This window comes from Halomonas sp. YLGW01 (genome assembly GCF_014840935.1).
Lineage (GTDB): Bacteria > Pseudomonadota > Gammaproteobacteria > Pseudomonadales > Halomonadaceae > Onishia.
In genome coordinates, this window is record NZ_CP062005.1 from 2,837,226 (window position 1) to 2,860,805 (window position 23,580).

19 protein-coding genes and 5 tRNA genes are annotated in these 23,580 nt (G+C 65.7%); 12 read left to right on the forward strand and 12 right to left on the reverse strand.

The annotated features are described in order from the left end of the window. Positions 1–139: 139 nt before the first annotated feature. Positions 140–997, reverse strand: a complete 858-nt coding sequence (locus IEJ03_RS13010; protein ID WP_192035260.1) for a DNA/RNA non-specific endonuclease — start codon at positions 995–997, stop codon at positions 140–142. Positions 998–1,390: 393 nt separating this feature from the next. Between IEJ03_RS13010 and IEJ03_RS13015 the strand changes: the two genes are divergently transcribed. After that, positions 1,391–1,702: a high-potential iron-sulfur protein gene (locus tag IEJ03_RS13015; RefSeq protein WP_192035261.1), complete on the forward strand. Its 312-nt coding sequence runs from the start codon at positions 1,391–1,393 to the stop codon at positions 1,700–1,702. A gap of 285 nt (positions 1,703–1,987) precedes the next feature. On the opposite strand, the gene IEJ03_RS13020 is transcribed toward IEJ03_RS13015, so the two are convergent. From IEJ03_RS13020 to IEJ03_RS13070, 11 genes are all read right to left on the reverse strand, one after another. Beyond that, the gene (locus IEJ03_RS13020) at positions 1,988–3,544 is read right to left on the reverse strand and encodes a SpoVR family protein (RefSeq protein WP_192035262.1); all 1,557 of its coding nucleotides are present in this window, start codon (positions 3,542–3,544) and stop codon (positions 1,988–1,990) included. Positions 3,545–3,562: 18 nt separating this feature from the next. Next, positions 3,563–4,840, reverse strand: a complete 1,278-nt coding sequence (locus IEJ03_RS13025) for a YeaH/YhbH family protein (protein ID WP_192035263.1) — start codon at positions 4,838–4,840, stop codon at positions 3,563–3,565. A gap of 97 nt (positions 4,841–4,937) precedes the next feature. Further along, positions 4,938–6,860 carry a PrkA family serine protein kinase gene (locus tag IEJ03_RS13030; RefSeq protein ID WP_192035264.1) on the reverse strand — a complete coding sequence of 641 codons (1,923 nt, stop codon included), beginning with the start codon at positions 6,858–6,860 and terminating at the stop codon, positions 4,938–4,940. A gap of 267 nt (positions 6,861–7,127) precedes the next feature. Beyond that, a complete protein-coding gene (locus IEJ03_RS13035) occupies positions 7,128–8,177 on the reverse strand; it encodes a low specificity L-threonine aldolase (protein ID WP_192035265.1) in 1,050 nt (349 codons plus the stop codon). Positions 8,178–8,351: 174 nt separating this feature from the next. Next, on the reverse strand, positions 8,352–10,373 hold the full coding sequence (locus tag IEJ03_RS13040; RefSeq protein ID WP_242457971.1) for an NADPH-dependent 2,4-dienoyl-CoA reductase: 2,022 nt from the start codon (positions 10,371–10,373) through the stop codon (positions 8,352–8,354). A 251-nt stretch (positions 10,374–10,624) separates the two neighbouring features. Continuing rightward, positions 10,625–10,701 (reverse strand) — tRNA-Asp (locus IEJ03_RS13045). Positions 10,702–10,704: 3 nt separating this feature from the next. After that, positions 10,705–10,781, reverse strand: a tRNA-Val gene (locus tag IEJ03_RS13050). A gap of 36 nt (positions 10,782–10,817) precedes the next feature. Further along, positions 10,818–10,894 (reverse strand) — tRNA-Asp (locus IEJ03_RS13055). Positions 10,895–10,969: 75 nt separating this feature from the next. Continuing rightward, a tRNA-Asp gene (locus IEJ03_RS13060) sits at positions 10,970–11,046 on the reverse strand. 37 nt (positions 11,047–11,083) lie between these two features. Further along, a tRNA-Val gene (locus IEJ03_RS13065) sits at positions 11,084–11,159 on the reverse strand. A gap of 201 nt (positions 11,160–11,360) precedes the next feature. Next, entirely contained in the window at positions 11,361–12,110 is a 750-nt protein-coding gene (locus IEJ03_RS13070) for an alpha/beta family hydrolase (RefSeq protein WP_242457972.1), read from the reverse strand. Positions 12,111–12,283: 173 nt separating this feature from the next. Between IEJ03_RS13070 and ccoN the strand changes: the two genes are divergently transcribed. The 11 genes from ccoN (at position 12,284) to fnr (ending at position 23,554) form a co-directional block, all read left to right on the forward strand. Then, entirely contained in the window at positions 12,284–13,708 is a 1,425-nt protein-coding gene (gene ccoN / locus IEJ03_RS13075) for a cytochrome-c oxidase, cbb3-type subunit I (RefSeq protein ID WP_192035266.1), read from the forward strand. Between the two features lie 19 nt (positions 13,709–13,727). Beyond that, positions 13,728–14,336, forward strand: a complete 609-nt coding sequence (ccoO, locus tag IEJ03_RS13080) for a cytochrome-c oxidase, cbb3-type subunit II (RefSeq protein ID WP_192035267.1) — start codon at positions 13,728–13,730, stop codon at positions 14,334–14,336. Positions 14,337–14,338: 2 nt separating this feature from the next. Next, entirely contained in the window at positions 14,339–14,554 is a 216-nt protein-coding gene (locus tag IEJ03_RS13085) for a cbb3-type cytochrome c oxidase subunit 3 (protein ID WP_192035268.1), read from the forward strand. Next, a complete protein-coding gene (ccoP, locus tag IEJ03_RS13090; protein ID WP_192035269.1) occupies positions 14,551–15,474 on the forward strand; it encodes a cytochrome-c oxidase, cbb3-type subunit III in 924 nt (307 codons plus the stop codon). Before IEJ03_RS13085 ends, ccoP begins: the two co-directional genes overlap by 4 nt. Positions 15,475–15,599: 125 nt before the next feature. Further along, complete coding sequence (ccoG, locus tag IEJ03_RS13095; RefSeq protein ID WP_242457973.1) at positions 15,600–17,042, forward strand: cytochrome c oxidase accessory protein CcoG; 1,443 nt, start codon at positions 15,600–15,602, stop codon at positions 17,040–17,042. 2 nt (positions 17,043–17,044) lie between these two features. Continuing rightward, positions 17,045–17,563 carry a FixH family protein gene (locus IEJ03_RS13100; RefSeq protein WP_242457974.1) on the forward strand — a complete coding sequence of 173 codons (519 nt, stop codon included), beginning with the start codon at positions 17,045–17,047 and terminating at the stop codon, positions 17,561–17,563. A 46-nt stretch (positions 17,564–17,609) separates the two neighbouring features. Beyond that, entirely contained in the window at positions 17,610–20,108 is a 2,499-nt protein-coding gene (locus IEJ03_RS13105) for a heavy metal translocating P-type ATPase (RefSeq protein WP_242457975.1), read from the forward strand. Further along, positions 20,105–20,380, forward strand: a complete 276-nt coding sequence (gene ccoS, locus IEJ03_RS15940) for a cbb3-type cytochrome oxidase assembly protein CcoS (RefSeq protein WP_242457976.1) — start codon at positions 20,105–20,107, stop codon at positions 20,378–20,380. The genes IEJ03_RS13105 and ccoS overlap by 4 nt, the downstream gene beginning before the upstream one ends. After that, a complete protein-coding gene (locus IEJ03_RS13115; protein ID WP_192035272.1) occupies positions 20,377–21,120 on the forward strand; it encodes a sulfite exporter TauE/SafE family protein in 744 nt (247 codons plus the stop codon). Before ccoS ends, IEJ03_RS13115 begins: the two co-directional genes overlap by 4 nt. A 70-nt stretch (positions 21,121–21,190) precedes the next feature. Further along, the gene (hemN, locus tag IEJ03_RS13120; protein ID WP_192035273.1) at positions 21,191–22,606 is read left to right on the forward strand and encodes an oxygen-independent coproporphyrinogen III oxidase; all 1,416 of its coding nucleotides are present in this window, start codon (positions 21,191–21,193) and stop codon (positions 22,604–22,606) included. A 201-nt stretch (positions 22,607–22,807) separates the two neighbouring features. Then, complete coding sequence (gene fnr, locus IEJ03_RS13125) at positions 22,808–23,554, forward strand: fumarate/nitrate reduction transcriptional regulator Fnr (protein ID WP_192035274.1); 747 nt, start codon at positions 22,808–22,810, stop codon at positions 23,552–23,554. Positions 23,555–23,580: the final 26 nt, after the last annotated feature.

Below are 23,580 nucleotides of genomic sequence, written 5' to 3' on the forward strand. Positions count from 1 at the left end.
ACCGCACCAGCCGCTCTCGCCTGCGGGTATTCTGCGTGCTCCTGTTACGCGGCTTGCTTCTGACCGACCCTGTCTTCTCGTCGTACGGCCATGTCGCCGCGCCTTGTCGTGCGCGCTCGCCAGGATTCCAGGAATGGGATTACTGGAAGCGACCGGGGCGCCGCGCCACGACCTGTAGCGCCCAGCCATCATCGCTGATACCGCCTTCGAGACGCGCCGCCACCGACGCTGGCAGCTGCGGGAAGAAATCCAGGCCGGTGCGAGCCTCGATCTCATCGACGCTGGCCAGGAAACGATCCAGCGGCTCGTTCCCGCTGACATCCTGGGGCATGATGAAGGCCAGCACTCGCGGCGATTCGGACGGCACCACCAGGATCTTGTAGAAGGCCTCGGGGACCTGGGTGAAGCCCACCCGGCGAAAGACGCCGTCGAGAAAGTCATCGGCGTAGATAGGGCCGGTGATGACCTGCAGGGTGCCGAAGCGCGGCACGAAATGATCCATCACCGCCTCCTCCAGCCGCTGCCAGAGCTGGCGGTTGAGGTTGGGGCGCTGCGGCGACATGTTGCTCATCAGAAAGGTCTGACGCTGCGCCTCGCGGCCGTGCACGGCCGCGATGGCATAGTTGGGCGCCAGGTGGCCGCGATCATAGCCGCTGCCTCGGTAGCTGTCGGTGGTCACCGGCCACAGCGTTCGCCAGTCGCGCTGAAAGCCCGGGCGGTCGCCGATGCGCGCCGCCCCGTCATCGGTGAGCCAGTAGCTGGCCCACAGCGGGTTGACCCGCAGGTCGGACCAACCCACCAGGAAGCCGTCATTGCGCAGCACCCGGTGCAGATTCAGCGGGCTTGGGGTTTCCCAGGTCGTCACGCCCATCCAGCTCAAGCGATTGCGATACTCGGCCTCCTGGCTGTACCAGAGCCCCGTGGCCACTACCACGAACAGGCCCGAGATCATCAGGCGGCGCAGCCCGCTGCGCCCCATCGACAGCAACTTCCCCATTCACTCCCCCGTCACGGCTCTCGCCCGATCCTCGCCAAACCGCCCATGCCGGCCGCCCCGGCACTGCGGCCTTAGGCGGCGGAGTATACCAGCGGCGGACCGAGCGCACAGGCGACACCGCGCGTGCGGCCGATTGCCGCGCGCGGTGGTCTCGATTCCCTGTACTCATCGCCATGCACTAAAATGAGTGACGAACTCCGCACGCCACCGCCGGTCCCAAGAGAGGCAACGCGGAAACGAAGCAGTCGCCGCGAGTCCCGCCATTCGGCCTCGCGCAAACCAGAGGCGGCCGAAGCCGCCCGATGACCGTGATACGGGCCCAGTCCCTGGCAGGACATCCTTGGCAGGACAATCGAGGGGCCCGAAAAAGAAGATCAACCCGAAGGAGACACCATGGCTAATCAGAGTCGCCGCGACTTTATGCGCAACAGCCTACTGGGCCTCGCGGCCCTGCCGCTGGGTGCCGGCATCCTGTCACGTCAGGCCCTGGCGCAGGACCTGCCGCGCCTGGACCCGGAAAACCCGCAAGCCAAGGCCCTCAACTACGTCGTCAAGGCAAGCGATGCCAGCGATCACCCGGCCTATGCCGAGGGCGAGAAGTGCTCCAACTGCATGTTCTACAACGCCGACACTCAGGGCTGCCAGCTGTTCCCACAGAACAGCGTGGAAGCCGAAGGCTGGTGCCAATCCTGGACCGCCGCCTGAGCCCGCCTGCCGCCTCGGCGGCAGGCCCCTAACGACACAACCCGCCATGAAGGGCGGGTTGTGTCGTTAGGGGCTGGTAAAACAGCGTCGCTTGCGCATGCGGTCGGACCCGCATCGTCCTATTTTCCTCCTCTCCCTCTCCCTCTCCCTCTTTCCCACCTTCACGCTTCACCCATCATCGAATATGGGCGAACACTATTTCCTCCTAGGCTTCACCTCAGACTTCGCTCCAGGCGCCGCGCTGATACCCAGCCTACGGCTTCTCGTCTTCGGTCAACTATCGCGTCACTCCTGCCCGGTTTCATTGGGCAGCGGCCACTGATAGCGACGCGCCACTTCGTCCTCCTCGATCGACTCGAGGCGAACCGGGAAGCCCCACAGCTGATGCAGGTGGCGCATCACCGGATAGACGCTCTTTGCCAGCGGCCGACGGCGGTCCTGGACGTGGCGCAGGGTCAGCGAGCGATCCCCCCGGATATCGGCCGCGTAGACCTGGATGTTCGGCTCACGGACCGACAGCGCGTACTGCACCGACAGCGCCTCGCGAATGCGCCGATAGCCTCGCTCGTCATGAATCGCCGCCACCGTCAGCATCTCGTCCTGATCGTCATCGATCACGTTGAAGAGCTTGAGATCGCGAATCACCTTCGGTGACAGGAACTGCTGGATGAAGGACTCGTCCTTGAAATTCCGCATCGCGAAATGCAGCGTCTCGAGCCAGTCACTGCCGGCAATATCGGGGAACCACTCCCGGTCCTCGGCGGTGGGGGACTCGCAGATGCGGCGAATGTCGGTAAACATCGCGAAGCCCAGCGCATAGGGGTTGAGGCCGTTGTAGTAGGGACTGTCGAAGGGCGGCTGATTGACCACGGCGGTGTGCGATTGCAGGAACTCGAGGATCAGACCCTCGTCGACGAGCCCCTCGTCGAACATCCGGTGCATCAGGGTATAGTGCCAGAAAGTCGCCCAGCCCTCGTTCATGACCTGGGTCTGGCGCTGGGGATAGAAATACTGGGCCAGCTTGCGCACGATGCGCACGATCTCCCGCTGCCAGGGCGCGAGCAGGGGCGCATTCTTCTCGATGAAATAGAGCAGATTCTCCTGCGGCTCCGGCGGGTAGCGGCCGGCCTGGTGAAGGTCCAGCGGATCGTCATCGTCCATCCGGTCGCCGGCCACCTGCTCCTGCTCGGCCAGCGGAATCGTCCGCCACAGCATGTTCACCTGCGCCTGCAGGTACTCCTCACGCTCGGCCTGGCGAAGCGCCTCCTCCTCGGGGGAGATCGGCGAGGGCCGCTTGTAGCGATCGACCCCATAGTTCTGCAACGCGTGGCAGGCATCCAGCAGCTGCTCCACCGCCGCCACCCCGTGACGCTCCTCGCACTCGGCCACGTATTTCCGCGCGAACACCAGGTAGTCGATGATCGAGCCGGCATCGGTCCAGGCGCGAAACAGGTAGTTGCCCTTGAAGAAGGAGTTGTGCCCGTAGCAGGCATGCGCCATCACCAGCACCTGCATCATCAGGGTGTTCTCTTCCATCAGATAGGCGATGCAGGGATCGGAGTTGATGACCAGCTCATAGGCGAGCCCCATCTGGCCACGACGATAGGCCTGCTCAACGGACAGGAACTGCTTGCCGAAGGACCAGTGATGGTAGCCCACCGGCATGCCCACGCTGGCGTAGGCATCCATCATCTGCTCCGAGGTGATCACCTCGATCTGATTAGGATAGGTATCGAGGCGATATTCATCGGCGAGTCGGGCGATCTCGCGCTCGAACTCGGCGAGCACCTCGAAGTTCCAGTCCGAACCGGTGGCGAGGGGAGTCTGTCGGGTCTTGCTCATGCTGCCTCCTGGAGCCGCTCAGGCCTCGACCTTGCGAAACAGCTCACGAAAGACCGGATAGATATCTCCCGGCTCGACGATCTGGCGCATGGCGAATCGAGAAGGAAACTCCTGCTCGACGGCCTCATACTCTTCCCACAGCGCCTGATGGGCATGGGGCGTGATCTCGACATAGGTGAAATAGGCGAGCCGCGACATCAGCGACTGGGACAACAGCTCCCGACAGGTGGTGGAGTCGTCGTCCCAGTTGTCGCCGTCGGAGGCCTGAGCGACGTAGAGATTCCAGTCGGCGGGCGGGTAACGGTCACGAATGATCTCGTCGACAAGGGTCAGGGCGCTGGACACGATGGTGCCGCCGGTCTCCCGGGAATAGAAGAATTCCTCCTCGTCCACCTCCTTGGCCGCGGTATGGTGGCGCACGAAGACCAGCTCTACCTTCTCGTAGTTGCGCTCGAGAAACAGGTAGAGCAGCAGAAAGAAGCGCTTGGCGATGTCCTTGTGGGACTGGGTCATCGAGCCCGAGACATCCATCACGCAGAACATGACCGCCTTGTTGGATGGCGTGGGCTGATTGACCACGTTGTTGTAACGCAGGTCATAGGTGTCGATGAAAGGCACGGCTTCCAGACGCTTCTCCAGGCGCTCGATCTCGGCCTTGAGCTCCTGGATACGCGAGGGGTTGCGCAGCACCGGGTCCTTGCGCTCCTCTTCCGCCAGAGCCTCCACGGCCTCGCGCAGGGCACGGCGAATCGGGGCTCGCATGGCGATGCGCCTGGCCTGCGCCTCGCGCATCGAGCGCACGATATTGATCCGCGACGGCACGCCGTCGCGGGTGATGCCGGCCCGCACCGGCTTCACTTCCTCGAGATCCATCAACTGCTTGCGCTCGAGATGAGGCAGCTCCAGGCCATCGAAGACGAAATCGAGAAACTCGTCACGGGTCAGGCTGAAGGCGAACTCGTCCATGCCCTCCCCCTGATTCGACGCCCCTCCCTCGCCGCTGCCGCCACCGCCCCCACCGCTAGGCCGACGCAGCCGATCCCCCTCGTCGAATTCGCGATTGCCGGGACTGACGATGGAGCGATGACCGCCCTGGCCGTGCTGAAAGACCGGCTCGGAGATGTCCCGGGCCGGAATGGAGACCTTCTCGCCGTGCTGCATGTCGGTGATCGAGCGCCGATTGACGGCCTCCTCCACCGATCGCTTGATGTGGGTGCGATAGCGATCGAGGAAGCGCTGCCGATTGACCGCACTCTTGTGCTTGGCATTGGCTCGTCGATCGATGAAATAGCTCATGCTGCCCTCCCGGCGCCTCGCGCCGCTGGCCGGGCCGTCTTCCGGCCCGGCAATACGCCCCTCGGCGCCGCCTCCTCCCGTGTTGCGTGGCGGAGGCCTACTGCGACTTGCGCACCCGCAGGTACCACTCCGACAGCAGCCGCACCTGCTTCTCGGTGTAGCCGCGATCGACCATCCGGGCCACAAAGTCCTCGTGCTTCTTCTGATCCGATTGAGACGCCTTGGCATTGAAGGAGATCACCGGCAGCAGCTCCTCGGTATTGGCGAACATCTTCTTCTCGATCACGCCCCTGAGCTTCTCGTAGGAGCCCCAACTGGGGTTCATGCCGTTGTTCTGCGCTCGGGCCCGCAGCACGAAATTCACCACTTCGTGGCGGAAATCCTTGGGATTGGAGATACCCGCCGGCTTCTCGATCTTCTCGAGCTCCTCGTTGAGCGACTGGCGATTGAACAGTTCGCCGGTCTCCGGGTCGCGGTACTCCTGATCCTGAATCCAGAAATCCGCGTAGGTGACGTAGCGATCGAAGATGTTCTGGCCGTACTCGGAGTAGGACTCCAGATACGCGGTCTGAATCTCCTTGCCGATGAAGTCGACGTAGCGCGGCGCCAGGAACTCCTTGATGAAGCGCAGATAACGCTCGAAGACTTCCTTGGGCAGCTGCTCCTGCTCCAGGCGCTGTTCCAGCACATAGAGCAGATGCACCGGGTTGGCGGCGATCTCGTGGGTATCGAAGTTGAAGACCTTAGATAGGATCTTGAAAGCGAAACGGGTCGAGAGACCTGTCATGCCCTCGTCGACCCCGGCACCGTCGCGATATTCCTGGATCGACTTGGCCTTGGGATCGGTGTCCTTGAGGTTCTTGCCGTCATAGACCCGCATCTTCGAGTAGATACTGGAATTCTCGGGCTCCTTGAGCCGGGACAGCACCGTGAATTGCGCCAGCATGCGCAGGGTGTCGGGCGCACAGGGCGCCTTGGACAGCGAGGAATGCTCCAGCAGTTTCTGGTAGATCTTGACCTCTTCGGTCACCCGCAGGCAGTAGGGCACCTTGACCATATAGACCCGGTCGAGGAAGGCCTCATTGTTGCGGTTGTTGCGGAAGGTCTGCCACTCGCTCTCGTTGGAGTGCGCCAGCACCACCCCGTCGAAGGGGATCGCGCCCATGCCTTCGGTGGGGTTGTAGTTTCCCTCCTGAGTCGCCGTCAGCAGCGGGTGCAGCACCTTGATCGGTGCCTTGAACATCTCCACGAACTCCATCAGGCCCTGGTTGGCCTTGCACAGCCCGCCGGAGAAGCTGTAGGCATCCGGATCATCCTGGGAGTAGAGCTCGAGCTGGCGGATGTCGACCTTGCCGACCAGCGAGGAGATATCCTGGTTGTTCTCGTCGCCGGGTTCGGTCTTGGAGATGGCGATCTGGTTGAGGCGCGACGGGAAGAGGCGCACCACCCGGAACTGGGAGATATCGCCGCCATACTCCTTGAGGCGTTTGGAGGCCCAGGGCGACATCACGCTCTTCAGGCAGCGCCTGGGAATGCCGTATTCCTTCTCGAGCAGCTCGCCGTCCTCCTCGGGGGAGAACAACCCCAGCGGCGACTCGAAGACCGGCGAGCCCTTGATGGCATAGAAGGGCACCCGCTCCATCAGGAGCTTCAGGCGCTCGGCCAGAGACGATTTCCCGCCCCCCACCGGGCCCAACAGGTAGAGGATCTGCTTGCGCTCCTCGAGTCCCTGGGCGGCATGCCGGAAGTAGGCCACGATCTGCTCGATGGCCTCCTCCATGCCGTAGAACTCGGAAAACGCCGGGTAGCGCCGAATCACCTTGTTGGAAAAGATACGGGACAGCCGGGAATCCTTGGCAGTGTCGATCACCTCGGGCTCCCCGATCGCCACCAGCATGCGCTCGGCAGCCGAGGCATAGGCGGTGGGATCGCTACGACAGAGCTCCAGGTACTCCGTGAGACTGAGTTCCTCCTGTTTCACGCGTTCGTAGCGATTCTGGACATGATCGAAGATGCTCATCGAAGCCTCCTTAAGCACGATACCTCGACGATGACGGGACCTGTCAGTTCGAGGGGGCACATCTATCAGCGTAGACAGATTTAGTTGCCTGAGACTTCCGGCATGCTTCAACGCAACGACCTTCCCACGCTTCTGCTCAATAAGAGCCCATAAGCGTGAGCAAGGTTCGTTGAATGTCGATGGAATTTTGAACGCTAGGAGACAAGACGCCGACCACCGGGAAGCGACGGTCGGCAGGAACGCGGTCGGACCAGGCCAGGATACGGCTCAGGCCTGGCCCAGGGCGTCGCGAATATCGCTAAGCAAGGCGTCGAGCAGCTCGGTAGTGGTATTCCAGGAGCAGACGAAGCGCGCCCCGCCGGCACCGATGAAGGTATAGAAGGTCCAGCCACGCGCCTTGAGGGCAGCGATCGCGGCCGGCGGCAGGCTGACGAAGACGCTGTTGGCTTGGGTGGGGAACATCGCCTCGACCCCGGGCAGCCCGATCAGACCATCGGCCAGATAGCGGGCCATGGCGTTGGCGTGTTCGGCATTGGTCCGCCAGGCGCCACTCTCAAGAAGCCCCAGCCAGGGGGCGGCGATGAAGCGCATCTTGGAGGCCAGCTGACCCGCCTGCTTGCAGCGGTAGGCGAAGTCCTCGGACAGATCCCGATTGAAGAACAGGATCGCCTCCCCCATCGCCATGCCGTTCTTGGTACCCGAAAAGCACAGCGCATCGATGCCGACCTGCCAGGTCAGCTCGGCGGGCGACATGTCCAGTGCCGCACAGGCGTTGGCGAAGCGCGCGCCGTCCATGTGTAGGCGCAGGTCATGCTTGTCGGCCATGGCGCGGATCGCCCGCAGCTCCTCGAGGCTGTAGAGGGTGCCGACCTCGGTGGCCTGGGTCAGCGAGATCACCCGGGGCTTGGGGTAGTGAATGTCACTGCGCTTGGTGACCAGTGCCTCGATGCCCTCGGGGGTCAGCTTGCCATGGTCGCCCGGCGAGGTCAGCAGCTTGGCGCCGTTGGAGAAGAATTCCGGCCCGCCGCACTCGTCGGTCTCGATATGGGCGAGCTCATGGCAGATCACGCTGTGATAGCTGCGCCCCATGGCGGCCAGGGTCAGCGAGTTGGCGGCGGTGCCATTGAAGACGAAGAAGACATCGCAGTCGTAGTCGAAGAGTTCGCGGAAACGATCGGTCGCCCGCTCGGTCCAGCGATCGTTGCCGTAGGCGAGATCATCGCTGCGATTGGCCTCAAGCAGGTATTCCATGGCCTCTGGACAGATCCCGGAGGTGTTGTCACTGGCCAAGTAGCGCGGAGTGCAGTCGGGTTCCATCTGAGGTGTCCTTACACACAGTATTCACGAAGGCGCATTGCGACGGGGTCATCGCAACACCCTGGCAGTCGGCGTGGATGGCACGCTAAAGCCAGTCTACCACCCTCGCGAGAGGCTGCACCTGCTGGCTCCCATCGCCCATTACACGGCAAGACCAGGGGGGGCACGGCAACGCTAGAGACGCGCTGCCAGCCGCGTACCCTGGTCGATGGCCCGCTTGGCATCGAGCTCGGCGGCCTCGTCGGCACCGCCGATCAGATGCACGGCCACCCCTGCGGCCTCGAGCGGAGCGAAGAGCTCGCGCACCGGCTCCTGGCCGGCACAGACCACGATGCTGTCGACCTCGAGCAGCCGCGGCTCGCCCGACACGCGCATATGCAGCCCGGCATCGTCGATGGCCAGGTACTCGCAGCCGGCCAGCATCTCGACGCCGCGATGGCGCAGCGAGGCCCGATGCACCCAGCCCGAGGTCGTGCCGAGTCCCTTGCCCGGCTTACTGGCCTTGCGCTGCAGCAGGGTGACCCGCCGCGCTGCCGGCGGCCGCTCCGGGTCGGTGAGCCCGGCCCCCTCGCGGGCCGCGAGATCGACGCCCCACTCCCGGCACCAGCCGGCCAGCGCCTGACCCGGCGCCTCGTCCTGCCTCACATGGGTCAGCAGCTCGGCGACGTCGAAGCCGATACCACCGGCACCGATGATCGCCACTCGCGCCCCGATCCGCTCGGGGTGGCGGATTGCCTCGGGATAGTCGAACACCTTGGGGTGCTCGCCGCCCGGAAGCGTCAGCGGGCGCGGGCGTACGCCGCTGGCCAGCACCACGGTGGCGAAGCCCGCAAGCGCCTCCAGGTTCGCCTCGGTGTTCAGGCGCACCTCGACACCATGCTTGTCGAGCATCACCCGGAAGTAGCGGAGCGTCTCGTCGAATTCCTCCTTGCCGGGAATCCGCCGGGCATGGTTGAACTGCCCGCCCACCTCGCCCGCCCGCTCGAAGAGTACGACCCGGTGGCCGCGACGGGCGGCGGTGACGGCCGCCGCCAATCCTGCCGGGCCGGCGCCGACCACCGCGATATCCTGCGGCACTTCGGCCGGCGTGATCGCCAGTTCGGTCTCGTGGCAGGCCCGCGGATTGACCAGGCAGGAGGTCAGCTTGCCCTGGAAGGTATGGTCGAGGCAGGCCTGGTTGCAGGCAATGCAGGTGTTGATCTCGTCACGACGCCCCGCCCGGGCCTTGGCCACCCAGTCGGGATCGGCCAGGAAGGGTCTCGCCATCGACACCAGGTCGGCATGGCCCTCGGCCAGCACCCGCTCGGCGACCTCGGGCATGTTGATGCGGTTGGTGGTGATCAGGGGCACCGACAACTCGGCCTTCATGCGCCGGGTCACCTCGGTGAAGGCAGCTCGCGGCACGCTGGTGACGATGGTCGGCACCCGCGCCTCGTGCCAGCCGATGCCGGTGTTGATCAGATCCACGCCGACGGCCTCGAGGGCGCGCCCCAGTGCCACCACCTCCTGCCAGCAGCTACCCTCCTCGACCAGGTCCAGCATCGACAAGCGGAAGATGATCAGGAAGTCCGCGCCCAGCGCGGCCCGGATGCGCCGCACGATCTCCACCGGAAAGCGCATGCGCGCGGCGAAGTCACCGCCCCAGCCATCCTCGCGCCGGTTGGTGCGCCGGCACAGGAACTGGTTGATCAGATACCCCTCCGAGCCCATCACCTCGACCCCGTCGTAGCCCGCCTCCCTGGCGAGGCGAGCGCAGCGCACATAGTCCTCGATCTGTGCCTCGACCTCGTCGCCCTCCAGCGCCCGCGGCGTGACGGCGTTGATCGGGGCGCGGATCGCCGAGGGAGCGACCGGCGCGGAGGAGTAGGCATAGCGCCCCGCGTGCAAAATCTGCAGGCAGATCCGCCCGCCCTCGTCATGCACCGCCTCGGTGACCGGCCGATGGGCGGCGGCCTCCCGCGCGTCGGTAAGCTTGGCGGCGCCCTCGAACACCGCCCCTTCGGCGTTGGGCGCGATGCCACCGGTGACGATCAGCCCCACCCCGGCTCGTGCGCGTTCGCCGTAGAAGGTTGCCAGGCGGGCGAAGCCGTCGGGCGCCTCCTCGAGATTGGTGTGCATCGAGCCCATCAGCACGCGATTGGGCAGGGTCAAGTTACCCAGCGTAAGCGGCTGGAAAAGATGCGGGTAGGTGGTCACGGCGAGTCCTCGCAGGGTGCACGGCTGGATTTCAAACAACCGTATGACAAGCCCGACCGGAGCCGCAAGACGGCCAAGGTCGACCATCGGTGGCATGGCGCGACAGATCCAGAGCACAACAGGGGCGAAACAGGGGCGAAACAGGGGCGAAAGGAGGGGAGACAGGCGCCGAGAGGCGCGAAGAAAAACGGAGGGCTAGAAACGACAAAACCCCAAGCGACAAGGCTCGGGGTTAATATCGGGTATCGAAATGGCGGACCGGACGGGACTCGAACCCGCGACCTCCGGCGTGACAGGCCGGCATTCTAACCAACTGAACTACCGGTCCGCGTGGTGGGTGATACTGGACTCGAACCAGTGACCCCCAGCATGTGAAGCTGGTGCTCTAACCAACTGAGCTAATCACCCACATATTCGACAGGCTGCATGCACTTGAATGATCGATGGCGGACTGGACGGGACTCGAACCCGCGACCTCCGGCGTGACAGGCCGGCATTCTAACCAACTGAACTACCAGTCCATCGAACAACAAAACAACATTTGCCTTGGTACTGCACTTGCAAGGGTACTGCCAATAAGTACTGCGTGAGAAAAGTGGCGGACTGGACGGGACTCGAACCCGCGACCTCCGGCGTGACAGGCCGGCATTCTAACCAACTGAACTACCAGTCCACATTTTTCTCGACGTCTCCAGGGCATCTCGACGAGATGGTGGGTGGTACTGGGCTCGAACCAGTGACCCCCAGCTTGTAAGGCTGGTGCTCTTCCAACTGAGCTAACCACCCTTGGGGACGTGGCGCTGCATTCTACAGGGCGCCGGATCAAAGTCAACGCCTGCCGCGCAAATAATTCACTCGATGCGGGTTCGAATTTCACAGGGCATTCATCGACTTGCGCGCCTCATGGGCCACAGCCCCCGTCAGCCGTGGGCGCCAGCCCTATCGACATGGATTGTCCCCTTCCGCCGACCGGGTCGCCGCATAAGCCTACGACGAGGCGAGAACCATTCGTTCGGCGATCACCCGGGCCGCTGCATGGATCAGGTCGGCCTGGGTCAGGCCGCTGCGCCGGGTCGGCAACCAGTCATGATCGCCCGCCTCCAGGAAATGCACCTCGGCGCAGCCAGGCAGCGTGTAGCCTTCCACCTCGTCGCGGCGCCCGAAGGGGTCTCGCGTGCCCTGCAGCACCAGCGTCGGACAGTTAAGCGCCGGCCAATGCGCCAATCGCGTCTTTTCGGGCTTGCCCGGTGGGTGGAAGGGGTAGCCACACAGGGCCAGGCCAGCAATGCCGGGGGCCTCGTCCTGCCCGCCTCCTCGCTGGGCGGCCAGCAGGCTCGCCACGCGCCCGCCCATCGACTTGCCGCCGAGCCAAGGCGCGGGCAGCCCAGCCTGCGTCAAGGTGTCGCACCAGCCGGCCAGTTCGTCCACCAGGTGTTCGATCTTCGGCGGCGGCCGCCGGCGCCCCTCGCGGCGCATCTGCTGCATATAGGCGAATTCGATCGCCAGCACCTGGACGCCGGCCGAGGCCAGCGCCTCGCGCAGCGCGACAAGAAAGGCCGAATCATGACCCGCGCCGGCCCCGTGCGTCAGCAGCAGCCGACCATGGCGAGGGGACCCGCTCACCTCGACCGGCCCCCGGCCCTCGACCCACCAGGAGCCCGTCTGCCCTTGGGCAAGGCAGCGCCCGAAGGCGGTCGGCGTGAGCAACGAGGTGCTGGCATCTATGGGGTAAGCCACTTACCCTCCTTATTAATGACTAACATGTGGACGAGCTTCGTGATGCGGGGGTCGCGAGCGCTGGGCTAGAATCACGCCCGGACTCTTGACCTGCATCATTATGGCGGCGACATGCCTCGGGCACACTGCGGCCGGGAACGTCTCCCCAACACCGCGTTCGATGGGAACCTGACATGAACACAGCATTTGAGCACCCGACCTACAACTACAAGGTGGTTCGGCAGTTCGCGATCATGACCGTGGTATGGGGCATCGTCGGCATGAGCCTGGGCGTGATCATTGCCGCGCAGCTGGTCTGGCCGGAACTCAACCTGGGGCTGCCCTGGACCAGCTTCGGCCGCCTGCGTCCGCTGCACACCAACGCGGTGATCTTCGCCTTCGGCGGCTCGGCCCTGATGGCGACTTCGTACTACGTGGTGCAGCGCACCTGCCAGGTTCGCCTGTTCTCCGACCGGCTCGCCGCCTTCACGTTCTGGGGCTGGCAGGCGGTGATCGTCTCCGCGGTCATCACCCTGCCGCTGGGGTTCACCACCTCCAAGGAGTATGCCGAGCTCGAGTGGCCGATCAACATCCTGATCGCGGTGGTCTGGGTCAGCTACGCCATCGTCTTCCTGGGCACCATCAAGCAGCGCAAGACCTCCCACATCTACGTGGCGAACTGGTTCTATGCGGCCTTCATCCTGACCGTGGCCGTGCTGCACATCGTCAACAACGCCGCCATTCCGGTCGGGGCCTTCAAGTCCTACTCGATCTACCCCGGCGCGGTCGACGCCATGGTCCAGTGGTGGTGGGGCCACAACGCCGTGGGTTTCTTCCTGACCGCCGGCTTCCTCGGCATGATGTACTACTTCGTGCCCAAGCAGGCCGAGCGGCCGGTCTATTCCTATCGCCTGTCCATCGTCCACTTCTGGGCGCTGATCACCACCTACATGTGGGCCGGCGCCCACCACCTGCACTACACCGCCCTGCCCGACTGGGCGCAGTCGGTGGGCATGATCATGTCGATCATCCTGCTGGCGCCCTCCTGGGGCGGCATGATCAACGGCATGATGACCCTGTCCGGCGCCTGGCATAAGCTGCGCACCGACCCGACCCTGCGTTTTTTGGTGGTGGCGCTTTCGTTCTACGGCATGTCGACCTTCGAGGGGCCGATGATGGCGGTGAAGACCGTCAACGCCCTGTCGCACTATACCGACTGGACCATCGGTCACGTCCACTCCGGGGCCCTTGGGTGGGTGGCGATGATCACCATCGGCTCCATGTACCACCTGATTCCGCGACTGTTCGGCGAAACCGAGATGCACTCGGTCAAGCTGATCGCCGTTCACTTCTGGCTGGCCACCATAGGCACCGTGCTCTATATCGCCGCGATGTGGGTCAACGGCATCCTGCAGGGCCTGATGTGGCGGGCGGTCAACGCCGACGGCACCCTGATGTACACCTTCGTGGAAGCCCTCGAGGCCAGCCATCCCGGCTACGTGGTTCGCTGGATCGGCGGCCTGTTCTGGGTCGTCGGCATGCTGCTCATGGCCTTGAACGTCTACCTGACGATCAAGCGCAGCAACGTCGAGCGCCAGCCGCTTCCTCAGACCGCCTGACTACAGGGAACCTGCACCGATGAGACACGAGATAGTCGAAAAGAACGTGGGCCTGCTCGCCGTGCTGATCCTGGTGGTGATCAGTTTCGGCGGTCTGACAGAGATCGTGCCGCTATTCTTCCAGAAGGAAACGACCCAGCCGGTGGCCGGCCTCGAGCCGTTGACGCCGCTGGAGCTCGAGGGCCGTGACATCTACATCCGTGAGGGCTGTGTGGGCTGTCACTCGCAGATGGTGCGCCCCTTCCGCGCCGAGACCGAACGCTATGGCCACTACAGCGTGGCCGGCGAATTCGTCTACGATCACCCCTTCCTGTGGGGGTCCAAGCGCACCGGCCCCGATCTGGCGCGGGTCGGCGGCCGCTATTCCGACGACTGGCACCGGGCTCACCTCTACAACCCCCGTGACGTGGTACCGGAATCCAAGATGCCGGCCTATCCCTGGCTGTTCGACAACACCCTCGACGGCGAGGCCACCGAGACCAAGCTGCGCGCCCTGCAGAGCATGGGCGTGCCCTATACCGACGAACAGATCGCAGGCGCCGGCGACGAGGTCCGCGGCGAACAGGAGATCACCGCCCTGGTTGCCTACCTGCAACAGTTGGGCACCGTTCTCAAGGACTCGCGCTGATCATGGACATGGGCACCTTTCGGGGCATCACCACCCTGCTGATCCTGATCGCCTTTCTCGGCATCGTGGCCTGGGCCTACTCCAAGCGTCGCCGCAAGGACTTCGACGAGGCGGCCAACCTGCCCTTCGCCGACGAGCAGGATGACGCGACACCTGACGACCGCGCCTCGCCGGGCGAGGTACATTCCCGACAGGACAGGGGAGACAAGAACACATGAACAACCTATGGGGCGACTCCCTTTCAGGCTTCTGGAGTGGTTGGATCATCGTCATCACGCTGGGCACCATTGCCTTCTGCTGGTGGATCCTGTTTGCCAACCGCAAGACCGACAAGGCGCCGGATGCCGAGGGTAATGTCGGCACCACCGGTCACACGGCCGACGGCATCGAGGAATACGACAACCCGCTGCCGCGCTGGTGGTTCATGTTGTTCGTCGGCACCATCATCTTCTCGCTGGGCTATCTCGCCCTCTACCCCGGGCTTGGCAACTATGGCGGCCTGCTGGGCTGGACCCAGGAGAACCAGTGGGATCAGGAAGTGGCGCGCGCCGAAGAGCGCTACGCCCCGATCTTCTCCCAGTACAACGACGTGCCGGTCCCGGAGCTTGCCAAGGACGGCGAGGCCATGCGCGTCGGCGAGCGCATCTATCTCAACAACTGCGCGGTCTGCCACGGCTCCAACGCCCAGGGCGGCTATGGCTTCCCCAACCTGACCGACGACGACTGGCTCTACGGCGGCGCCCCGGAGAACATCAAGACCACCCTGCATCAGGGACGCAACGGCCTGATGCCCGCCTGGCAGCAGCTGGGCGAGACCAACATCGACAACGTGGCCCAGTACGTGATGTCGCTGTCCGGCGCCGAGCATGACGCCGAGGCCGCCGCCCAAGGGCAGCCGATCTTCGCCGCCTCCTGCGTGGCCTGTCACGGGCCGGAAGGCAAGGGTAACCAGGCGCTTGGCGCCCCCAACCTGACCGACACCATCTGGCTGTATCGCCAGCCCGGTCAGGCCCTGGGCGATGCCATCCGCCAGACCCTGCGCAACGGCCGCAACGGTCATATGCCGGCTCAGGCCCCCTACATCGGCGAAGACAAGGTGCACCTGGTCGCCGCCTACGTCTACAGCCTCTCGCACTGATCCCTCGACCGCCGGGTGCGTCTCGCCGTCGCACCCGGCCATCCACCGGGTGAACCACCGCTACAATGGCGATGAGCCCGGTGTCCACCGGGCCTTTGAGGGCCTCGAGCCGCTGCGGTGATGCCATGTCCGACAGGATTCCGACCCAAGACGTCAGCGCCGACCATCGCGTCGGTCACCATGACCCCGCCTCATCGACGCAGACCGACATGTATGAAAGCCGGCGTCATATCTATGTGCGCGAGATCAAGGGCGTCTTCCAGCGACTGCGGCGTGCCGCCAACTGGGTGCTGATGGGCCTGTTCTTCGGTCTTCCCTGGCTGTCCTGGGGGGACCGCCCGCTGATCCTGTTCGACCTGCCCGCCCGTCAGTTCCATATCTTCGGCGGCACCTTCTACCCGCAGGAGTTCATGTTGCTCTCCTGGCTGCTAATCATCTGCGCCTTCGGGCTCTTCTTCATCACCGTCTTCGCCGGCCGCGTCTGGTGCGGCTATACCTGCCCACAGAGCGTCTGGACCTGGCTCTACATCTGGGTCGAGAAGATCACCGAGGGCCGTCGCAACCGCCGCATCAAGCTCGACCAGCAGTCCATGAGCCTCGACAAGGCCTGGCGAAAGGGCGCCAAGCATCTGCTGTGGCTGGTGATCGCCTTCGCCACGGGGTTGGCCTTCGTCGGCTACTTCACCCCCATTCAGGGGCTGGTCACCGACCTGACACGCCTCGAGCTGGGCGGCTGGGCGCTGTTCTGGATCGGCTTCTTCACGGTCTTCACCTACTTGAACGCCGGCTGGCTTCGGGAGCAGGTCTGCATCTACATGTGTCCCTATGCCCGCTTTCAATCGGTGATGTTCGACAGCGACACCCTGATCGTCTCCTACGACAGCGCCCGCGGAGAACCACGCGGCCCGCGCAAGAAGCGTCTCGGCCACGAGGAATCCCGCGCCGCTGGTCACGGCGACTGCATCGATTGCGACCTGTGCGTGCAGGTCTGTCCCACCGGCATCGATATCCGCGCTGGTCTGCAGTACGAGTGCATCAGTTGCGCGGCCTGCATCGATGCCTGCGACAGCGTGATGGACAAGATGGGCTACCCCCGGGGCCTGATCCGCTACACCACCGAGCATGCCCTGGAGGGCGGCAAGACCCATCTCCTACGGCCACGCCTGATCGGCTATCTGGTGGCCCTGGTGGTGATGATCGGCCTCTTCGGCTGGGCGGTGAACGACCGCCCGACCCTGGAATTCGACATCGAGCGCGACCGCAACCAGCTCTATCAGATGACCCAGGACGGACGCATCAGCAATGCCTACACCCTCACCATCCGCAACCTAGATGACCGGGAACACCGCTACCACATCGCCATGGAAGGCCTCCCCGGCATCGAGCTGATCGGCAACGAGGCCGTCACCATCGCCGCCGGCGACAGCCGCCTGGTCACCCTGCAGGCCGCCGTCGCCGCCGAGGCCATCAGCCGCCCCAGCCACGAACTGACGGTGATCCTCGAGGCCCGCGATGATGGCATCCGCGAGGAACGTGAGACCCGCTTCATCGGACAGATCAGGAGATGACCGTGAACCGCCAGCCGACCCACCCCTGGTACAAGGAATTCTGGCCCTGGATGATCCTGGCCGTGCTCGCCTCCTCGATCATCGCCGGCACCACCTTCCTGGTGCTGTCGATCACCAGCTACGACGGCATGGTCGAGGACAACTATTACAAGACGGGACTCGCCATCAACCAGGTCATCGCCCAGGATCACCGCGCCACCGAGCTTGGCATGGCGGCCGCGGTGCGCCTCGACGACCTGACCGGCGACATCAATGTCGAGCTTTCCGGCGAGGCCCGCCCGGAGCGGCTGCTGCTGACGCTGATCTTCCCCACCCGCGATGATCGCGACCAGCAACTGATCCTCGAGCGGGTCCGCGGCAGCCACTACGTCGGCCAGGCGCCGCGCCAGCTCGAGCACCGCTGGTACCTGCAACTGGCCCCGGATGCCCAGGCCCCCGACTGGCGCCTGCGCGGCGAAGCGACCTTCCCCAGTGAGGATGCCTTTCGCCTGACGGCCCAGGCCAAAGACGAGACGCCCTGATGCCCAAGGCAAGGATGCAGGGCCCACCCCGCACGTCGCCCGCCTCATGAGCGTGATGGAGCAATCACCGGCGAGCGTTGCGATCGGCTGCTACCACTGTGGCAACCCGGTACCCGACGGGGCGCCCTGGCGACTGACCCTCGACGAGCAGGTGCACCCGCTATGCTGCCCCGGCTGCGAGGCGGTGGCTCATGCCATCGTCGCCGGCGGCCTGGCCGGCTACTACCGCTTTCGCACCGAACTCCCCGAGCGGCCCGACGAGGCCCAGGCCCGGGCCGAGACCTGGCAGGTCTTCGATGATCCCGCGCTGCAGAGCGAGTTCGTTCACGCCGACGGCGACGAGCTGACCGCCACTCTGGCCGTGGATGGCATCACCTGTGCCGCTTGTGCCTGGCTGATCGAGCACCGCCTGAACGCCCTGGACGGCGTCACCTCAAGCGCCGTGAACCTGAGCCACCACCGATTGCAGGTCGGCTGGGACCCGGCGCGCATTGCCCTCTCGCAGCTGCTCGCCGAGCTGGCCGCGATCGGCTACTCTGCCCAGCCCTACGAGCCCGACCAGGCGGCGCAGCGGCTCAGGCAGGAAGAGCGCATGGGCGTGCGCCGGTTGATCGTCGCCGCCGTGGCGATGATGCAGGTGATGATGTTCTCGGTGCCGATCTACGTCAGCGCCCCCGGCGAGCTGTCTGCGAACTTCCTGGCGCTCTTCCACTGGCTGTCCTTCGCCCTGGCGACCCCGGTGGTGCTGTTCTCGGCGGCCCCCTTCTTCCGCAACGCCCTGCGCGACCTGCGTACCCGCACCCTGGGCATGGACGTGCCGGTCTCTCTCGCCATCGGCGGCGCCTATCTCGCCAGCGGCTATGCGGTGCTCTCGGGCCAGGGCGAGGTCTACTTCGACTCGGTGTCGATGTTCACCTTCTTCCTGCTGTTCGGGCGCTACATCGAGATGCGCGCCCGGCGACGCAGCGGCCACAGCGGCAATGCCCTGGCCGGGGTGCTGCCCGCCTCGGCGGTGCGCCTCGAAGCCGACGGCGCCGAGCGCGTGCTGCCCGCCAACCGCTTGGCGCCCGGCGACCGGGTGCTGGTCCGGCCCGGCCACGGCGTGCCCGCGGACGGCATGATCGAGGACGGCACCTCGAGCCTGGATGAATCGATGCTGACCGGCGAGGCGCAGCCGGTGACCCGAGGCGTCGGCGACGCCGTGACCGGCGGCAGCCACAACGTCGACAGCCCCCTGGTGGTGCGCGTCACCCATGCCGGGCGCGAGGCGCGCGCCACGGCGATTCTCGACCTCACCGACCGGGCCTTCGCGAGCCGCCCCCGCATCGCCGAGCTGGCCAGCCGCTGGGCACACCTCTTCGTGCTGCGCCTGCTGGTGGTCAGCGCGGGAGTGGCCATCGCCTGGACCTTCATCGACCCCTCACGGGCACTGTGGGTGACGCTCTCGGTACTGGTGGTCACCTGCCCCTGCGCCCTGGCCCTGGCCACCCCCACGGCGCTGACCGCTAGCCACGGCCGCCTGCGGCGGCGCGGCGTGCTGATCACCCGCGCCCACGCCCTCGAGGGCCTCGCCCAGGCGACCCGCGTCGTCTTCGACAAGACCGGCACCCTGACCACCGGCCGCATGACGCTTACCGAGACACGCCTCGTCGACGCCGCGGGGCCCGCGGCCGATGACGCCTGCGACGCCAAGCGGGCGCGCGCCATCGCCGCGGCCCTGGAGGCGCACTCCGAACATCCCATCGCCCGTGCCTTCGCGCCTCACCGGGACTTGGCCGTTCACGCCGAGGCACTGCTCAGTCGCCCCGGCGAGGGCGTGGAGGGCCGCCTCGCCGGCCGCACCTGGCGACTCGGCAAGCACGCCTTCGCCGCCGGCACCGAGGCCCCGGCGCCCCCCGATGCGGGCCGCTGGCTGCTGCTCGCCTGCGAAGGGCAGCCGCGGGCCTGGTTTGCGCTCGACGATGCCCTGCGCGACGATGCCCTGGAGAGCGTGCAGGCCCTCAGGCGCCTGGGGCTTTCGGTCGAACTGCTCTCCGGCGACCAGGCCCCGGCCGTCGAAGACCTGGCCCGTCGCCTCGGCATCGATGACTGGCGCTCAGGCGCCAGCCCCGAGGATAAGCTCACCCATATCGAGGCCCTGCAGTCGCAAGGAGAATCGGTGGTGATGGTCGGCGACGGCATCAACGACGTGCCGGTGCTCGCCGGCGCCGAGGTGTCGATCGCCATGAACGGCGCCACCGACCTGGCCCGCACCCGGGCGGATGCCGTGCTGCTCAGCTCACAGCTGACGCGTATCGTCGAGGCCATCGAGGTCAGCCGCGCCACGCGCCGCATCATTCGCCAGAATCTCGGCTGGGCGCTGTGCTACAACCTGTTCGCCCTGCCCCTGGCCGCCTGCGGCCTGGTACCGCCCTGGCTCGCCGCCATCGGCATGTCGGCAAGCTCGCTGGTGGTGGTCGGCAACGCCCTGCGACTAGGCCGCGCCCGTCGCGGCGTGCTGGATGAGGCGACAGCGCCACTCACTCCTCCCGTGGAGGCCCCATGAGCATTCTCTACCTGCTGATTCCGCTGTCCCTGATCCTGCTGTCCCTGGCCGTCTGGGCCTTCTTCTGGGCGGTCAAGAACGACCAGTTCGAGGATCTCGAGGGACCGGCGCATCGCATCCTTTTCGACGATGACGAGAATGACCTCTCCCCGGCCGCACGACAGCGCCAGCAGAAGCGCGGGATACACACGGCCTCCGCGCCCGACGACGCGACCACCGAGCCCGACACGGCTCAGGCGCGGCATGACGACCACAGGAACGGGCCGCCATGAACCCGACCGGCCTCGATCTGCCCCCGCTGGCCGCCGCCTTCGTCTTCGGCCTGCTCGGCGGCGCCCACTGCATCGGCATGTGCGGCGGCATCATGAGCGCGCTGAGCTTCGCCGTGCCCCCCAGCATGCGTCATCCGGCGCGACTCACGGGCCTGCTGCTCGGCTATAACCTGGGCCGCCTCCTGAGCTACATGACCGCCGGCGCCCTGGTGGCCGGGCTCGGCACCCTGATTGGCGGGCTCGCCGGCGGCGTCCGCCTGGCGCTTTCGACGCTATCCGCCGTGATGCTGATCCTGATGGCGCTGTATATCGCCGACTGGTGGAAGGGTCTGCTCAAGGTCGAGGCCCTGGGACGACGCCTGTGGCGCCATCTGGAGCCCGCTGGCCGACGCCTAATGCCGGTGGTGAGGCTGCCCCAGGCCGTCGCCCTGGGGGCGGTCTGGGGCTGGCTGCCCTGTGGGCTGGTCTACTCGATGCTGGCCTGGAGCCTGGCCACCGCCGAGCCCCTGGCGGGGGCCGCCCTGATGGCGGCCTTCGGGCTCGGCACCCTGCCGGCGCTGCTAGCCACCGGGCTCGCCGCCCGCTCGCTCGGCAACCTGATCCGCCACCCGGCGACGCGCGCCCTGGCGGCGACGCTGATCATCGCCTTCGCGCTCTGGCAACTGGCGAACACCTGGCTGCCCGGCGCCGGGCACGGCGGCGAACATGGCGCCGTGACGGGCCATTTTCACGGGTCTTGACCTGACGCAAGGGCAGGCAGCGGGGGCGGCACTAGACTGGAGACATTCTCATCCAGTGGAGTGACGCCCGATGTCCAGTTCCACGCCCACGACCAGGCCCGCCCCATCATCGTCTCGCGCCTGGGATCCGGCACTGCTCAAGCGTTACGACATCAACGGGCCACGCTATACCTCCTACCCGACCGCGCCCTCCTTCCACGACGATTTCGGCGCCGAGGACTATGAAGCGGCGCTCTCGCGCAGCAACGCATCCCATCGCCCGCTGTCTCTCTACGTACACGTGCCCTTCTGCCGGCGCATCTGCTTCTACTGCGCCTGCAACAAGATCGCCACCAAGAACACTCGGCTGGCCGAGCCGTATCTGTCCCGGCTCGATCGCGAGATGGTGCTGACCAGCCGCCAGCTGGACACCTCCCGCGAGGTCACCCAGCTCCACTGGGGAGGCGGTACGCCGACCTTCCTGACGCTTGGCCAGATGAGCGACCTGATCGACCGCCTGGAGGCGCGCTTCGGGCTCAGCAGCTCCCCCGAGCGCGACTATGCCATCGAGATCGATCCCCGGGAGGCCGACGTGCTGACCCTGCGCCACCTTCAGGCGCTGGGCTTCAACCGCCTGAGCCTCGGGGTTCAGGACCTGGATCCGACCGTCCAGCGGGCCATCAACCGGGTCCAGCCCCGGGTGCTGACCGAAACCCTGATCGACGAGGCCCGGCGGCTGGGGTTTCGCTCGCTGAACCTCGACCTGATCTATGGCCTGCCGCACCAGACGCCGGCGAGCTTCGCCGCCACCCTCAGCCAGGTCATCGAGATGGCCCCGGCTCGGCTGTCGGTATTCAACTATGCCCACCTGCCGAGCCATTTCGCCCCCCAGCGGCGCATTCGCGAGGCCGATCTGCCGGACAGTGATGCCAAGCTTGCCATGCTGCAGGCCACCATCGAGATGCTCGAGGACGCGGGCTATGCGCACCTCGGCATGGATCACTTCGCACGGCCCGACGACAGCCTGGCCCGTGCCCAGCGCCAGGGCACCATGACTCGCAACTTTCAGGGCTACTCCACCCACGGCGACAGCGATCTGGTGGGGCTCGGCGTTTCGGCCATCAGCCGCGTGGACGACGGCTACGCCCAGAACCCCACGGCGCTCGCCGACTACGAGACGGCGCTGGACGCCGGACGGCTTGCGACCGCCAAGGGCATACGGCTGAGCCTCGACGATCGCCTGCGCCGCCGGGCCATCGAGCGACTGATGTGTGATCGGCACCTCGATCTCGCAGCCCTGGGGCGCGAATTCCAGGTCGATGCGACCACCCGGCTCGCTGATGCCCTGGCTCGCCTGACGCCCGCCTTCGAGGACGAGCTGATCGAGCAACACGGCCACCGACTGACCGTGACCCCGCGCGGACGGCTGCTGATCCGTCATCTGGCGATGGCCTTCGATGCCCACCTGCCCCAGCAGACCACGCAGCGCTTCTCGCGCATTCTCTGAATCATTCGTTCTGCCCGCTTCCGGCATGAGGCCCCCCGCCAGGCGCCCTCATGCAACCGAGCGCCGGACGCCTGCACCCGGGACACTTTGTCTCAGCGAGCCCTTTGTACCATCGAAGCCCTTTGTCTCGGCCGGGCTCTCTTCCATAATGAAGCCACTCAATGGACTAGACTGTGCAGGGACGCCGACAAGGAGATGGAGATGCCCGCTAACGCGCTCGGCCAAGGCGCTCGCCTGACCGAAACCCGCTGCCAGACCTGCAGTCTCAGTTCGCTGTGCCTGCCCCTGGCGCTGGAAGTGGAGGACATGGACCGCTTCGATGCCATCATCCGGCGGCGCCCGCCGCTGAAGAAGGGCGAGACACTGGTGCGCCAGGGCACACCGTTCTCCAGTGTCTACGCGGTGCGCTCCGGCAGCCTCAAGCAGCTGAGCAGCGAGGGCAGCGGGGATGAACAGTTGACCAACTTCTACCTGCCCAGCGAACTCGTCGGCCTGGATGGCATCGACGAGGAATGCTACCCCGGCACGGTGGTGGCGCTGGAGACCACCACCGTCTGCGAGATCCCCTTCGACCGCCTCGACGGGCTGTCTGAGCACCTGCCGGAACTGCGCACACAGCTGTACCGCAGCCTGAGCAAGGAGTTGCGCGACGACCGGCGCATGCTGCGTCTGCTCTCCCGCAAGACCGCCGACGAGCGCCTGGCGAGCTTTCTCGTCAATCTGTCGTCGCGTTTCCGCCGTCGCGGCTACTCGCCCTACAGCTTCCGGCTGTCGATGTCCCGCGCCGACATCGGTAACTACCTGGGCCTCGCCGTGGAAACTGTCAGCCGCATCCTGGGACGCTTCCAGCAGCAGCAGCTGGTGGCCGTGTCGGGTCGCGAGGTCAATATCCTCGATCTCGAGATCCTGGCCGAGCGCGCCCAGGACGGCTGCTCGCAACACGGCTAGCCGCCGACCGTCGCCCCGGCAGGACG